This is a genomic window from Planotetraspora kaengkrachanensis, from assembly GCF_016862895.1.
Taxonomy (GTDB): domain Bacteria; phylum Actinomycetota; class Actinomycetes; order Streptosporangiales; family Streptosporangiaceae; genus Planotetraspora; species Planotetraspora kaengkrachanensis.
In genome coordinates, this window is record NZ_BONV01000054.1 from 1 (window position 1) to 14,127 (window position 14,127).

At 69.0% G+C, this 14,127-nt stretch carries 11 protein-coding genes; 3 read left to right on the top strand and 8 right to left on the bottom strand.

What is annotated here, in order from left to right:
- Window positions 1–225: 225 nt before the first annotated feature.
- The 3 genes from Pka01_RS37925 to mads6 all read right to left on the bottom strand — a co-directional run bounded on the left by Pka01_RS37925 (window position 226) and on the right by mads6 (window position 2,909).
- A complete protein-coding gene (locus Pka01_RS37925) occupies window positions 226–642 on the bottom strand; it encodes a pyridoxamine 5'-phosphate oxidase family protein (RefSeq protein WP_203887840.1) in 417 nt (138 codons plus the stop codon).
- Between the two features lie 52 nt (window positions 643–694).
- Window positions 695–1,336: a response regulator transcription factor gene (locus Pka01_RS37930; protein WP_203887841.1), complete on the bottom strand. Its 642-nt coding sequence runs from the start codon at window positions 1,334–1,336 to the stop codon at window positions 695–697.
- Between the two features lie 136 nt (window positions 1,337–1,472).
- Window positions 1,473–2,909 (bottom strand): methylation-associated defense system protein kinase MAD6, encoded by a 1,437-nt coding sequence (gene mads6, locus Pka01_RS37935; protein WP_203887842.1) that lies wholly within the window; start codon window positions 2,907–2,909, stop codon window positions 1,473–1,475.
- Window positions 2,910–3,392: 483 nt separating this feature from the next.
- On the opposite strand from mads6, the gene Pka01_RS37940 reads away from it, so the two are divergent.
- Window positions 3,393–4,442, top strand: coding sequence for an NAD-dependent epimerase/dehydratase family protein (locus Pka01_RS37940; RefSeq protein WP_203887843.1), 1,050 nt, complete (start codon window positions 3,393–3,395; stop codon window positions 4,440–4,442).
- A gap of 38 nt (window positions 4,443–4,480) precedes the next feature.
- On the opposite strand, the gene Pka01_RS37945 is transcribed toward Pka01_RS37940, so the two are convergent.
- The 3 genes from Pka01_RS37945 to Pka01_RS37955 form a co-directional block, all read right to left on the bottom strand.
- Complete coding sequence (locus Pka01_RS37945; RefSeq protein WP_308442319.1) at window positions 4,481–5,818, bottom strand: methyltransferase; 1,338 nt, start codon at window positions 5,816–5,818, stop codon at window positions 4,481–4,483.
- A gap of 174 nt (window positions 5,819–5,992) precedes the next feature.
- The gene (locus tag Pka01_RS37950; protein ID WP_203887844.1) at window positions 5,993–6,550 is read right to left on the bottom strand and encodes a hypothetical protein; all 558 of its coding nucleotides are present in this window, start codon (window positions 6,548–6,550) and stop codon (window positions 5,993–5,995) included.
- Complete coding sequence (locus Pka01_RS37955) at window positions 6,547–8,295, bottom strand: PHP domain-containing protein (protein WP_203887845.1); 1,749 nt, start codon at window positions 8,293–8,295, stop codon at window positions 6,547–6,549. Before Pka01_RS37955 ends, Pka01_RS37950 begins: the two co-directional genes overlap by 4 nt.
- 1,624 nt (window positions 8,296–9,919) lie before the next feature.
- Here Pka01_RS37955 and Pka01_RS37960 point away from each other — a divergent pair.
- Window positions 9,920–11,101, top strand: a complete 1,182-nt coding sequence (locus tag Pka01_RS37960; RefSeq protein ID WP_203887846.1) for a carboxylate-amine ligase — start codon at window positions 9,920–9,922, stop codon at window positions 11,099–11,101.
- A 90-nt stretch (window positions 11,102–11,191) separates the two neighbouring features.
- Here Pka01_RS37960 and Pka01_RS37965 read toward each other — a convergent pair whose 3' ends face one another.
- Together Pka01_RS37965 and Pka01_RS37970 are read right to left on the bottom strand one after the other, a co-directional pair.
- Window positions 11,192–12,556 (bottom strand): sensor histidine kinase, encoded by a 1,365-nt coding sequence (locus tag Pka01_RS37965; RefSeq protein ID WP_239116127.1) that lies wholly within the window; start codon window positions 12,554–12,556, stop codon window positions 11,192–11,194.
- A 103-nt stretch (window positions 12,557–12,659) separates the two neighbouring features.
- Window positions 12,660–13,475: a helix-turn-helix transcriptional regulator gene (locus Pka01_RS37970; protein WP_203887848.1), complete on the bottom strand. Its 816-nt coding sequence runs from the start codon at window positions 13,473–13,475 to the stop codon at window positions 12,660–12,662.
- 279 nt (window positions 13,476–13,754) lie between these two features.
- On the opposite strand from Pka01_RS37970, the gene Pka01_RS37975 reads away from it, so the two are divergent.
- Window positions 13,755–14,015: an SHOCT domain-containing protein gene (locus tag Pka01_RS37975; protein WP_203887849.1), complete on the top strand. Its 261-nt coding sequence runs from the start codon at window positions 13,755–13,757 to the stop codon at window positions 14,013–14,015.
- Window positions 14,016–14,127 lie beyond the last annotated feature (112 nt).

Consider the following 14,127-nt stretch of genomic DNA (forward strand, 5'->3'; position numbering starts at 1 on the left):
CCGCGACGGCAAAGACCGCTGGGCCTACGCCTACACCGGCCGTCGGTACAGGCGGCCACGCCCGGATCGGGGAGACACCTCAGACGGCTCGACCGGGTCGCCCAAGGGCGCGACATCAAGCCCATCAGGACCATCAAGCCCATCAGGTCCATCGGGCTGATCGGCCGGCCATGCTTCATGCCGGCGAAGCCTCGTCCCGCTCATCTCCGCTCGCCGGCGGGCCGATCAGTTGCGGACGCGACGCCCGGAGATCTGCTCGGGTGCCATCACGATGAAGTGGAGGAAGTGATCATTGTGGGGAGGCGCCCACGACGTCAGGGGGAGCAGGGACAGCCGGGAGATCTCGTCGGGTTCCACCACGGCGCGCGCGTGTCCGATGGCGGTGACCGTCCATCCGGCGCGCATGGCGGCGTCGAAGTCGTCCACCTCGAAGGCCACGACGGAGTTCTTCGCGGCGGCCGCGACGTTGGAGCCGATGGTGGTGCGGATGACGACGTTGCCGTCGATCAGGCAGAAGGCCACCGGCTGTACGGCGGGGAGAGCGTGATCGGTGAAGACGATCCTGCCGATCGCCGTCGATGCCAGCAGATCCAGACACTCGTCCCGAGAGAGGATCTCCAGTCCGGCCGAGTCGAGCTTCATGCGAGCCAGCCTGCTCGATCAAGAGCGATACGGATAAGGGGCAAAGGTCCCGTCATTCCTGTCGATCGGCCTTCAACCGGGCGGCCAGCGCCGCCGCCTGCGTACGGCGCTGCATGCTGAGTTTGCTCAACAGGTTGGACACGTAATTCTTGACTGTCTTCTCCGCCAGGAAGAGCCGCTCGCCGATCTGCCGATTGGTCAGGCCTTCGCCGATGAGCTCCAGGATGTGCCGTTCCTGGTCGGAGAGGGCGGCCAGCGGATCCTTCTTCGTGGCCTGGTCACGCAGTCGCCTGAGCATCGTCGCGGTGGTGTGCGGATCGAGCAGCGACTGTCCCGCGGCCACGGTTCGCACCGCTCCCACGAGGTCCGATCCGTGGATCTGCTTGAGCACGTATCCCGACGCGCCCGCCATCACGGCGTTGAACAACGCGTCGTCGTCGGCGAACGAGGTCAGGATCAGGCAGGCCAGATCAGGCACCTTCGAGCGAACCTCCCGGCACACGTCCACGCCGCTTCCGTCGGGGAGCCGCACGTCGAGCACGACCACGTCCGGTTTGAGCGCCGGGATCCGCGCCATCGCCGACTCGGCGGTGGCCGCCTCACCGGCGACCTCGATGTCAGCCTCGGACTCGAGCAGCGCCGCGACGCCTCGCCGGACGACCTCGTGGTCGTCTACGAGGAACACGCGAATCATGTGATCACGCTAACCACGGCTCGGGGGACCGCTGTAGGGGCCAAGGTCCCGACCCCGTACGCATGGACGGACGCGGGCAGCGGGTACGGCGGGCGTCCCGTCGCCAGGGAGACCCGCCCCCGGGTGACGAGTGCGATCAGCGACGGAAGGCACGGCGCACCGCGCTCCGGATCCGCTCCATCATGACCGTACGACGCTTGCCCACCGGGGATTCCCCGAAGCGCTGGTTGCCGATCTGGGCGTTGCGGGCCTGGCGCAGTTCGAGGCGAGCCGTCGCCGCGTCAGGCCGCTTCGACGGCGTGTGATCGCGCATGCGCCGCACCAGGTCCATCACCTCAGGCGGAACCTCGCCGCCGTCGGCCTCGCCGTCCGGGTCGGGAAAGGGAAGCTGGCCGGTCAGCAACTGGAAGGCGATCACGCCCGCCGAGTACACGTCGGAGGCGGGACTCATCCGGTCCGGCCTGGCCCGGCATTCCGGCGCCACGTAGTGGGTGTCGAGGATGTTGGGCAGTTCCTGGGCGACGGTGTGCTTGCGCGGTCCAGGCTTGGCGTAGTCGAAGCCGGTCAGCATCGCATGATTGTTCTCGGTGACGAGCACGCAGGCCGGTGTGAGCGCCCGATGGATGACCTTGTTCGCGTGTACGTGGGCGAGGCCGAGGAGCATGTCCTCCAGCACGTCGAGCTTGGCCTCGGTCGTCAGCGGAAGCCCGGTGAGGTGCAGGTGCAGTGCCTGGCCGTGTACGTCGTCGAGAACGAGTACGAACCTGCTCTCATCGTCGATCGCGAAGAAGTCACGGGACCGTACGACGCACGGATGCGGTGGGATCTTGGCGAGCGACTGGTAGGCGTTGGCGATGCGTCGCTGCTCGGACACCCGCCGCTGCTGCTCGGCCATCGGATCGGCCCGATAGACCCGGAGCAGGACCGTCTCGCTGGTCGGAGCCGTGGCGTTGACCGCGCGGTATTCGGTGACTCTGCTGTCGCCGCCGAGTTGCTCCTCGACCTCCCAGTTGCCGAACCGCGGCGGCGCCGTCGGCCGGCGCACGGTCCCGTTGAGCGCCTCGATGACCGCCGTCCGGTACGGCGTGGCGTCCCGACTACAGCCGTGCCGTACGCGGGAGACGTCGCTCAAGATGCCGACCAGGCCGTTCAGGTCGGTGACGTGCCGTGCGTCGCGGCCGCTGGGGTCGATCAGGACTGCGCCGGGGGCGGTCAGCACGACGACGTTGTCCACATACAGCCGCTCGAGTTCGCGATGTTCGTCGATCAGGACACCCTTGAGCGCCCGGGCCGTCCCCCTGAGCTTGGCCACGGGGGAGCCGAACGCCTCCCTGTGCTGGGGGAACCATCGGGTGCCCGCCACTTCGAAGCGGCCGCGTGCGCCCTTGACGTCGATGACGCAGAGCGAGTGGCCCGTGAGCACGACGAGGTCGACCTCGAACAGGTCCGCCCCGCGGGGAATCTCGATGTTGTGAAGCAGAAGCCAATCGTCGGGGGCGTTGTCTCGCAGGTGTGCGATGACCCTTCGTTCGGCGTCATTGACGGGGCTTCCGCCACCGACGATCTGAGCCATCTTTCCCTGCCGCCTCTCTGACACTAAATGAGAACTTGATCCTCCTGAGTATCGGTATTCCCGTACCACAACTGGATTCCCCCTGATTGTCCAAGTCCAACCTTTCGTCTGGCCCGCAATGGGCGAAATGCCGGTGAGGTGATCTGGGAGTTTGCCCTGGTGTAAGGGTGTGGGCCATGGGGTGTGAGGGTGCGGCGCGAGGGGCGCGCCCGGGGTGGCGGTGCGCTGACGGGCCGGGTTGACGGTGCGATGACGGGCCGGCGAGACGGCGTGGTGAGCGGCCGGGGTAAGGCCGGGGTGGGTGGCCGGGGGAAGGGCCGGGGTGAGTGGCCGGCGAGACGGCGAGACGGCGGGGCGAGGGGTCGGGCGGAGGGGTGGTGAAATGCCGCCGGCCAGGCTCGCGGCCCGCGACCGCGTCCACGACCCAGGACGGCCCGGAACTCTGTCCGTTTGTCGACCTATTAGTCGGGAAACGCATTATTTATGCGGATTATCGTGGTCGGCGCCACCGGGAACGTCGGGACCAGCGTGGTTTCGGCTCTCGAGTCCGAGCCCTCCGTCACCTCGATCGTCGGGGTCGCGAGACGGCAGCCCGAGTGGCGGGCCGGGAAGACCTCGTGGCGGACGGCGGACATGAGCAGGGACGACCTCACGGAGATCTTCGCCGGGGCGGACGCGGTGATCCATCTGGCGTGGCTCTTCCAGCCGACCCATGATCCGGTGACGACCTGGGCGTGCAATGTGCTCGGCAGCATGCGCGTCTTCCGGGCCGCCGCGACTGCGGGCGTGGGCGCGCTCGTCCACGCGTCGTCGGTCGGCGCCTACTCGCCGGGGCCGAAGGACGGGCCGGTCGACGAGACCTGGCCCACTCACGGGTGGCCCAACGCGGCGTACGCGAGGGAGAAGGCCTATCTCGAACGGGTCCTCGACGTCTTCGAGAAGGACCATCCCGACATCCGGGTGGTCCGCATGCGTCCCGGGTTCATCTTCAAGCGCGAGTCCGCGACCGAGCAGCGCCGCCTGTTCGCCGGACCGCTGCTGCCCCAGAGACTCGTACGGCCCGGGCTGATCCCAATGATTCCGGACATCCCCGGGCTCCGGATCCAGGCGCTGCATTCCGACGACGCCGGTCAGGCCTACCGTCTGGCCGTGACCCGGCCCGTCTCCGGCGCGTTCAACCTCGCCGCCGACCCCGTCGTCGACCCGGAGGTCCTGGCCGAGTTGTTCGGCGCGCGCCGGGTGCCCGTGCCGCCGTGGCTGGCCAGGTCGGTGATCGCGGCCGGCTGGCATCTGCACCTGATCCCGGCGTCGCCGGGCCTGGTCGAGATGGCCCTGCGGATCCCCATCATGGACGTGACCCGCGCCCGGACCGTGCTCGGCTGGCGTCCCCGCCGTACGGCAACGGACGCCCTGCGCGAGCTGATCGAAGGCGTGCACGGAGGGGCGGGAATGGCCACCCCGCCGCTCGCGTCGGTGTCAGGCCTGCATGACCGGGTGAAGGAGCCGGCCGTCGGCGACGGGCAGCGGCGGTAGCCGGTCGGTCCGCCGTACTCGAAGGGAGGGCTTCGATGTCACTCGTCGATCAGGAATGTGTCAGACGGTTGATCGAGTCCGATGATCCGAACGTCGCCTTGGTCTTCGTCCGAGGGGAATGCGTGATCCGTTCGCTCGACGAGATCGAGCGGGAGATCGAGGAGGCGGCCGCGGCGGGAGACGCGAAGCCCCACCGCACGCTGGTGATCGTACGGCGGGAGGACATCCCGGGGGTGCTCTCCGGCGGGCCGGTGACCGAGGAGCGGCTCGCGGCGCTGGCCCACTGCCTGGACAACGTCGCCCGTGATCTCGGTGCCTGAGCGGGCTACCGCGGCCCTGGGCAGTCCGGCCGCGGCGGCACGGTCGGAGGCGAACTCCAGCCTCAGCTCGACGATCGACAGCGTCCCCGCCGGGTGGACGGCCACCGTCGTGAGACCGGCGGACTCCCCCAGAGCGGACAGTTCGCCCACTCCGCGCTCCCTGCCGCCGAAATAGACGAGCATCCGCAGGTCCATGCCGGTGTTCACGGACTCGCCGTCGACACCGGTCTTCTCGACGACGAAGATCGAGCCCGTGGTGCCGGCCGCCTCGGCGCAGGACCGCAGGATCGCCCGGGCCGACTCGTCGTCCCAGTCGTGGATGATCGCGGACAGGAGGTAGCCGTCGGCGTCCGGCGGCAGAGCCTCGAAGAAGCTGCCGGCCACGACGTCGCCCCGGCCGGTCAGACCGGCGGCCGCGAGGGTGGCCCGCGCGGCCTCGGCGGTCTCCGGCTGGTCGAAGACCGTGCCGCGAAGTGCGGGGTACGCCCGCAGCAGCGCCGCCATCAACGTGCCGTTGCCGCCTCCGACGTCGACCACGTGGCCCAGCGATCCCCAGTCGTACGCCGAGATGATCGGCGGCGCCCACTCGGCCACGTCCGAGCCCATCTGCATGTCGTAGGACGCGGTCCGGGCCGGATCGGCCGCGAGGTCGTCCCAGAACGAGCGGCCGAACTGCTCGGGGAACGCGGGCCGTCCGGTCCTGACGCTGTGCAGCAGGTGGACGAACGAGAGGTCGGCGCGGCCGATCGCGCCCTCGACGTCCAGCATCTCGCGCAGCCCGCCCGGGTGATCATCGCGAAGCGAGTCGCCCAGAGGGGTCAGCGCGTACCCGAGCGTCCCCTCCCGAGCCAGCACTCCCGCGCTCACGAGGTGACGCAGCAGGCGATCGAGCACGCCGGCGTCGGCGTCCACGGCCTCCGCCAGGTCCTTCGCCGTCCGCCGTCCCTGTGCGATGTGGTCGGCGACGCCCAGGGTCGCCGCCACGCGTACCGCCATAGGGGTCACCAGGTCCGCGACCTCTCCCAGGCTCCTGCCCGCGCCGCCCTCGCTCGCCATCCGGACTCCATTCGCGTAGTGAACCGCTGTCTCCCGTCATGCGGAGCAGCCCGTTCTATCGCGAATCCGCTCGAAGATCACACGCATTTCCGCAGTGAGACCCGCCTGGGGTAGCCGGACGCCGGCCCCTGTGACCAGGCGTGTGACCAGCCGTGTGACCAGGCGAGGGGGATCTCAGGCGTGGTCGCCGCAGCAGGGCGTCGGGTTGGGCACCTCCGCGGGCATCAGCATCCCGCCCGAGGCCGGCATCGTGAGAAGGGTCATCACGCCGTCCTCCCACACGGGCCGGACGAAGTCGTTGGTCGCCACCGGGAGATCGGCGTCCGCCGGCTCCGACTGCGCGAGCACGCGGACCCGGGCGACGGCCGACCTCTCCAGCAGTTCGCCGACCGACAGCGTGCCCACGAGTTCGCCCCTGCCGGGGAAGACGACGATCCGGCCGCTCGCCCGCGACTCGTGGGCCGCCGCCGCGAGTGCCGCACCGTCCGGGTCCGAGCCCGTACGGCTCTCGCCCAGCGAAGCGGACACGCCCTCCGGGAGGAGGGTCAGGTCGACCTGAGCGGGGACGGTCAGGGAGCAGGCCACGTGGGGCGTCCCCGTCGACACGAAATGGGTGCATCCGACCACGTCGGACGGCAGGCCGAGCACCTCCACCACGGTGTGGAGAAGGTGCTCGGCCTCGGTGACCGTCCGTGACCCGGAGTCGATGCCCAGGATCATCGGCGTCGTCATCGGCGGGGCAGGATCCAGATCGGGTTGCTGTAGAACCAGAGGTCCTTCCACGGGTCGGCGTCACCGAAGACGTCGATCGCGGGGCCGTGCGGGTCGACGGAGGCGCCGAGCAGGCCGGGGGCGCTGCGCTTGCCGTCCGTGCCGCGAAGCCGGACGTAGATCGGCCGGTCGACGGCGCCGACGTTGTACTTGAACGTGACGGTGCCGGTGTTCTTGTTCACCTCGAAGGACTTGACGACCTTCGTCTTCGGCGTGGTGAAGGTGTCCTTGTCGGAGACGGGGCCGGTCACCTCGCCCTGGATCACGTCGACGCGGGCGAGCGTCGGGATCTCGTTCGCCCAGTTCGGGCGGTTCGCCAGCGTGATCTCGATGGAGACCTCGACCTTGGTGCCCTGGCGGACGTGCAGCGCACCGCCGAGGGTCACGCCGCGGGTGTCCGACGTGTGGGCACGGACGATGAGGCCGCTGATCAGGCCTCCGTGATCGACCCAGATGCGGCCGGCGCGGATGGCGTCCATGATCGCGCCGTAGCCGAAGTCGGCGGCGCCGACGTGGGTCCGGCTGTAGTAGCCCGGCCAGAAGTCACCCTGGGTCAGGACGGGAGCTCCCCCGTAGACCGGGTCGTTGTAACGGCCGTTGGCCTCGAAGTCGCTGTTCGGCCCGCGGAGGCTGGAGTCCTGGTACACCGTGTGCGCGTCGGAGTTCGCGGTGATCCACCAGGTCTTGCCCTCGGCGAGGAGGCTGTCCCACAGGCCGCCCACGGTCGAGGTCATCCAGTCGAAGCCGCCGAAGGTCTTGTAGCTCTCCGCCGGGTAGCCGGGCCACGAGTCCGCGCTGGGGGTGCTGTCGTAGAAGCCGCGGCCGCCGCCGGGGCCGGCCGGCTTGGGGATGCCGGCGGCCTGGTGGCCGGGAGCGCCCTCCATGCCCACCGCGATCGTCGGCTGGGCGTCGCGCCAGCCGCGGATCTCGTGGGGCGAGTCGAGGCCCTTGCGGGCGGGGTGGTTGGCGAGGAACAGCGCGTCGTCCACACGGCGCTTCTTGACCGCGTTGGCCAGGAAGTTGAGGCCGGCGATGGCGAGGGCCTCGTTCTGCGGCGTGCTGGAGGTCGCGTTCTTGACCGAGCCGTCGAAGGAGTTCTCGAACTCCTTCAGCGTGGAGACCTCGTTGCGGCCGGGGGCCACGAAGACCGTGCCGTGCTCGGCGCCCGGGATGTTCCATTCCAGGCCCTGGAAGACCAGGGTGTCCTTGACGACCTTGCGCGCCGCGACGATGTCGGGGTTGACCTTCTCGACACCGATCTTGGCGTGCGCGACGCTGCCGTGGTCGGTGATGACCATCCAGTCCAGGCCGTACGCGTTGGCGTGCTGGACGTGGTCGATCACCCTGTACATGCCGTCCGAGCTGTGCTGCGTGTGGATGTGGTGGTCGCCCGCCAGCCAGAGGTACCCGTCCCTGGGCTCGCAGTTGCTGCGGCCCCACGCCTTGTCGGAGTCGGCGGCCGCCTGGCCGGGCGTCCCGAGGACTCCGGCGGCGGTGATCCCCGCGCCGAGGAGTCCGGCGCGCCGGAACATCTGGCGACGCGACACCTGGCCGGGGGAGAGCTCGGAGTCCGGGATCGACATGTCGACGACCGGCGCCATGTCGCCCTGGTCGACGGCGTGCTCGTGGGTGTGGTCGTGGTCGTGTGAATGCCCGTGTGAATGCCCGTGCGTATGACCGTGGGGGTGTGAATGCCCGTGGCTCATGCTGTTTGCCCCTTCGTCCCGCCGGAGGAGATCTTGTTCCGGCTACGAAGGCACGATTGCGAGGTTCAATTAACCGGGCGTAAACGTAACGAGCCGCGAATGGGGCCGGTTACTGTACGGCTGCCATTTCGATGTCCGTGCGTACCGGCTCGGTTACTTTCTGCTACGACCCGAAGATTGGCGTGGCGCGGAAAACCTCACTTCACGCGTCCCAGGGAAGGGCGGAAACGATTGGCTGGTTGCCGAAGCGAATGGCCGTGGACCGCGAACGCCGCCGGCTTCCCGGCGGAAACGGGACCCTTTCGGGCGTCGGGCCGCTCATGAAAGGCCGCACCACACGGCGTTGCCGCGCATGCGGCGGGGGGTCGCAGGGATCCACGCAGGGTGACGGCGGAGGTTCTGCCCACTCTCCCCGTCTGGAACGGCGTGTCGTGTCGTTATCCCAATTTCCGGAAAAGCCCGACGGACATATCGGACACGAAATACCCCTTTACCGGGACAAATTGGGACGTAAGTAGATAGACGTCTGGTGATTTTGTCGTCACTCTGCGTATGGAGCCTAGAATGCCGCTCGAATCCATTGCGTACACGGTGTGTTACCTGTGACCATGAAATGGAAGGTCCGGAATCCCCTCCGCCGGGTCGGCACGAGGGCGCGGTATTCCCCGCGGCCCTGGGGCGGGCCCAGACGGAAACGGGGTTCCCGGTCGGGCCTTTAACCGTATTCGCGGCTAAAGCCGCTAATAGTGCCATATCGGGGGGTGGTCACAATGACGGTTATTCGGCCTCGCGAAAGCGGGGGGCGTGGTCGTGACGGGCGGGGTCGCGACCCGGAGTTCGGTTCGTGGGTGGGGGAGGTGGCGAGAGTGGTCCGGGACGTGGTCGACAGCACGCCCCGGACCATCCGCCTCTGCATTCTGATCGCGGTTGCCGCCGCGTCATGGGCATACCTCAAGTAGCGCTGGTGACGTACCTGTGGTCGCGGGCCCCAGGTTAAGCCGAGCAGGTCCTCCAAACGGCCCGATTTACGGGATCACGACGATAATGAGGACCAACGTCAACGCTTGACCAGGGCCCGCCGCAGGGCCGTTGGGGCTCGTTTCACAGAGTCGTGGACGACGTCCCCTTGCTGTTGAACCCCCCTGTGGACCCCCCTGTGAACCCACTGTGAACCCCCAACCCTGTGGACCCCCGGCGAACCGTGCATGACTGCGGGTGGCCACGTGTCACGATGTGCGACCGGGTTCCGTCTGCTTTCCCCTGATTCCGGCTCCGCTCGGGCTCGGTCTAAGGCCTCGGACGGCCTGCAGGACAGTGATTGGCGGCATCTTTGAGCTTTTGGGTGATTTGCAGCTTCTGGTCGGGATAAGGGCGCGGTAGGCGATGTCGTCGATGCCGTCGGGTCGATGTCGTTGACGGCATCGATGTTCGTGCGCCGACACGGCCGAAGATCATGTCCCGCCGTCGGGAGCCCGCCGTACGTGGACGCGGGGATCATGACGCGGGCGTGACGCCGACATGACCGGTTCCATCAATCCAGAAGAGAGATCGAGATGCGATCACCAGTCGCGCCCCGACCGATGTCGGCCGGAGCAACGTGTGATCGGCGGGACGGAGTGCGGCCGTGACGACGGTCGTCGGCTCCCGTGGTGCGAGGGCGCCTTCCGTCGTCTCCGCGCCGGCGGCCTCGATGCCGAGACTCACCGTCGGGGTGGAGGAGGAATTCCTGCTGATCGACCCGGAGACGGGACGGGTGGTGCCGGGCGCCGACGCCGTACGCGCGCGTGTCCGGGGTCCCGTCGCGTCCCGCCTGGTTCCGGAGCTGACCCGCTTCCAGGTCGAGAGCAACACCGAGGTCCACACCGAGCTGAGCCGTCTCGGCGACGACCTGCTCGAGTTGCGCACGGCCGCCGCGACGGCGGCCGGCGCCGCGGGGCTGGGTCTGGTCGCCTGCGGGACGGCGCTGAGCGGGAACGGGGGAGTCCCGCCGCTGAGCCGGTCTCCTCGCTACCACGAGATCGCCAGGGAGTTCCGTGCCGTCATCCGAGGGCAGGGCGTCTGCGGATGCCACGTCCACATCGGGATGGAAGATCACGAAGAGGCCGTGCAGGTCAGCAATCATGCCCGCCCGTGGCTGCCGGTCCTGCTCGCGCTGACGGTCAACTCGCCGATAGCCGACGCTCTCGACACCGGATACGCCAGTTGGCGGACGATGTTGATAGGCCGGTGGCCGAGCGCGGAGCCGCCGCCGTTCTTCCACTCGTTCGCGCACTACGAGAGCCTCGTGACGGGCCTGCGGGCGAGCGGGGCGATCCTGGACCGCGGCATGGTGTACTGGCTCGTCCGGATCTCCGATCACGTGCCCACGCTGGAGTTCCGCGCCGCAGACGTCTGCGCGACGGTGCAGGAGACGGTCCTGCTCGCCGCGCTCGTACGGGCGCTCGCCGCGACCGCTCTGCTCGACGTACGGGCGGGGTTGGCCGCACCGCCGATCGACCAGACCCTGCTGCGGGCCGCCTACTGGCGTGCCGCCCGGGACGGCATGGCAGGACACGGGCTCGACCTGATCACCGGAAGCCGGGTGCCCGCCTGGCGGCTGGTCCGCGCGTTGCTCGACCGCATCCGGCCGAGCCTCGTGGCCAGCGGCGACCTGCGCACGGTGACCGCCGCCCTTGACGCCATCCGGCGCGGGGGCTCGGGGGCGGCCCGTCAGCGCGCCGTCTACCTGCGCCGGCGCCACCTGCCCGACGTGGCCAGGCTGCTGATCGAGCAGACCGTGGCCGTGCCCGGCCACAGGGCTCTGTGAGGGCGCCAGGCCGGCCCGAGGTGGGCCTGTGCACGGACGCCGGGCCGCGTCGAGGGGCCGCCGGTTCTGTAGCCGGTTCTGTAGCCGGTTCTACGGCCGGCTCTTGGGCCGCGGGTCGGCCATCGCACGCAGGCGCAGGACGAACCGGGCTCCCCGGGGCGAGTCCTCGACGCGCAACGTCCCTCCGTGCGCTTCGACGATCTCGCGGGAGATCGCGAGCCCGAGGCCGGTTCCGCCCGGATCGCGGCGCCGGGCTTCGTCGAGGCGGGTGAAGCGGCCGAAAACGCGCTCACGGTCCTGCGGGGCGATGCCCGCGCCGTCGTCCGTCACGCTCACGACGGCCTGGTCGTTCTCGGCCTCGACGGTCACCTCGACGTTGCTGTCGGCATGGCGCCTGGCGTTGTTCAGCAGGTTGTCCATGACCCGCATCAACTGGATGCGGGAGCCGCTGACCCGGACGTCCCCGGTCGCGTTCACGTGCACGGGCACGGTGTCGATCGGCCCGGTCGACGCCTCCTTCGCCAGGGCGGCGAGATCGATCGGCTCGGGCGGCTCCGGATCGCTGGCGCGCAGACGGGCCAGCACCAGCAGATCGCTGACGATCGCCTCGAGCCGGTTCGTCGTCGACAACGCCGTGCGGAGCGTCTCCTGCGCGTCGACGTCCTCGGGATGCGCGATCGCGTCCTCGAGGGCCACCCGCAGGCCGGCGATCGGCGTCCGCAGTTCGTGTGAGGCGTCCGAGGCGAACCTGCGCTGCTGCTTGACCGCGATCTCCAGCCGGTCGAGCGTCTGGTTGGCGGTCCGCGCGAGCATCGCGATCTCGTCCCGGCCGGGCGGCAGCGGCACCCTGAGGCTGAGGTCGGAGCCGGTGATCTCGGACATGCGTGCGCGGATCGTCTCCACCGGACGGAGTGTCCGCCCGACCAGCGCCCAGGTCACCCAGGCCACGAAGCCGAGGATCGGCAGCGCGATCAGGGCCAGGCCGAGTTCCAGCCAGTGGGTCGCGAGCAGGAAGGGCTCGCGAAGGCCGGCGTAGACGACCGGCGAGTCATCGGCGGGCGTCACCCGGATCGCCCACAGCAGCACGCACTCGCGCCCGGGCTCACACGAGGTGAGGTCCTGGAACCGGTCGTCGGCCGGAGGGCGGACCCGGCTGATCGGAGGCCTGGTCCAGGCCTGCTTGCTGGCTTGGAGGACATGGCCGTTCGCGTCGACGATCTGGATCAGGTTCACCCGCGTCATGGTGGGCAGCGTGTGTGGCACGCGGCCGTTCCGCACGGCGGCGCTCCACTGGCTGGCCACGTCCTTGGTGTCCTCGAAGGCGTTGGCCTCGACCCGGTACCGGGTGGTCAGGTCGACGCTCACGCCGATCGTGGTGAGGAACACCAGGGACAGGGCCGTCGCCATCATCGTGTAGCGCGTGCGGATGGAACGGGGGCGGAACACCGGCCTCACCCGTCTCCTTCCGGCCGGCGCGGCCATGCCACAGAACGCGACGGCGCGGGTGCGCGGTGCGTTCTGAGGGGAACGGGCTGAAGCCGATTCGGTCGAGATCGCGTCATGGGCGACGAGCGCTCAGCAGCCCGAGCGAGTGTTCGGCCGGGCTGCCCGGCTCGGCCTGGAGGATGATGAGCTGCTGGCCGGGTGCGCTGTTGACGGCGAATGTCTCGCAGTTGAGCTCCAGGTCGCCGATGCCGTGGATGTGGAACCGCTTGAACTCGTGCCCCTTGGGCCGTACATCGTGGCGCTCCCACAACCTGCGGAACTCCTCGCTCTGCAGGGAGACCTCCTCGACCAGATCCGGCAGGAATGGATCATCGGGGTCGGAGCCCGCGGAGGCGTGCAGGTTGGCCACCTTGAAGTAGGCGGTCTTCTCCCAGTCCGAATAGAAGATCTTCGCCTCGGGGTTGAGGAAGGTCAGCCGGATGAGGTTGTCCCTCAGGTCGAGCCCGGCGTAAAGGGCGTCGGCCATCGCGTTCGTCGCGAGCACGTCCATCCAGCGGTCGATGATGAACGCCGGGTTCTTGTCCCACGCCCCCAGCAACTGGAGCAGGCTGGGGCTCACGTGATCCACCCGGTTGACCGGGCGCCGCCGCACCCGGGGGCGGGCGAGTTCGTGCAGGTGCTCGATGGCGTCCACGTCGAGATCCAGAGCTCGGGCCAGCGCGTCGAGGACCTGTTCGGACGGCCGGCGCTCCCGGCCCTGCTCCAGCCGGACGAGATAGTCCGTGCTCACCCCCGCCAGGGTCGCAAGCTCTTCGCGGCGCAGCCCCGGCGTCCGGCGCCGGCCCGCGCAGGGCAGTCCGACGTCCTCGATCGCCGTACATTCTCGACGAGCTCGGAGAAATTGTCCGAGAAGTCTGGATCTGTCCACATAAACACTTTATGGCGTTATGTCGTTTTTAAGGTGGCAGTGGTGCACCCAGGCAGAACGCACCCTGGCAGGTCAGAAGGTATGTGACCACTATTGGTCGTGGCGGCAGCGTCAAGATTCGCTCAGTTCCACCCCGGTGGAACACACGACGATCACCGAGCGCCGCCGACGGGACAGCGGCCCCACGTGTCGACACATCCGACCACCGCATTCCGTCGCCACAGCGATTGGTTCCGCGGCTGGGGGGCCGTCGGACCGAGAAGGGAGAGCAGCAAGCTGATGTCTCTGTATGGCATAGCGATCAGCGAGCAGGAAGCATTGTTTCTCATCGTCAGCGTCCTGTTCTGGGTAGCGATCATCGGTGGCGTGGGCGCCGTTCTCCGCACCAGGGTCCCCGTCTCCGGACGCGGGTCGGCCTCTCGGGAGGAGGACATGCTGTTCAGGAGGTTCGTCGACGGCGAGATCGACGACGACGAGTACCGGTTCCGCCGCGAAGCCCTCCGCCAGATCCCTCACCCCTGCGGGCACGACGGCTCCTGACTCCCGGGAGCGCGACCCGAACGTACCGACCCCCGAAACCAGAATCCTGAGCGAGACCCGTGAGGAGGTGTGCCGGCACCTTATGCCTCCGCCGCTACGACACCTGCGGCTG

Excerpts from the sequence above, each read along its gene's own strand:
- Pka01_RS37925 (WP_203887840.1), bottom strand. The coding sequence starts at position 642 with ATGAAGCTCGACTCGGCCGGACTGGAGATCCTCTCTCGGGACGAGTGT.
- Pka01_RS37930 (WP_203887841.1), bottom strand. The coding sequence starts at position 1,336 with ATGATTCGCGTGTTCCTCGTAGACGACCACGAGGTCGTCCGGCGAGGC.
- mads6 (WP_203887842.1), bottom strand. The coding sequence starts at position 2,909 with ATGGCTCAGATCGTCGGTGGCGGAAGCCCCGTCAATGACGCCGAACGA.
- Pka01_RS37940 (WP_203887843.1), top strand. The coding sequence starts at position 3,393 with ATGCGGATTATCGTGGTCGGCGCCACCGGGAACGTCGGGACCAGCGTG.
- Pka01_RS37945 (WP_308442319.1), bottom strand. The coding sequence starts at position 5,818 with ATGGCGAGCGAGGGCGGCGCGGGCAGGAGCCTGGGAGAGGTCGCGGAC.
- Pka01_RS37950 (WP_203887844.1), bottom strand. The coding sequence starts at position 6,550 with ATGACGACGCCGATGATCCTGGGCATCGACTCCGGGTCACGGACGGTC.
- Pka01_RS37955 (WP_203887845.1), bottom strand. The coding sequence starts at position 8,295 with ATGAGCCACGGGCATTCACACCCCCACGGTCATACGCACGGGCATTCA.
- Pka01_RS37975 (WP_203887849.1), top strand. The coding sequence starts at position 13,755 with ATGTCTCTGTATGGCATAGCGATCAGCGAGCAGGAAGCATTGTTTCTC.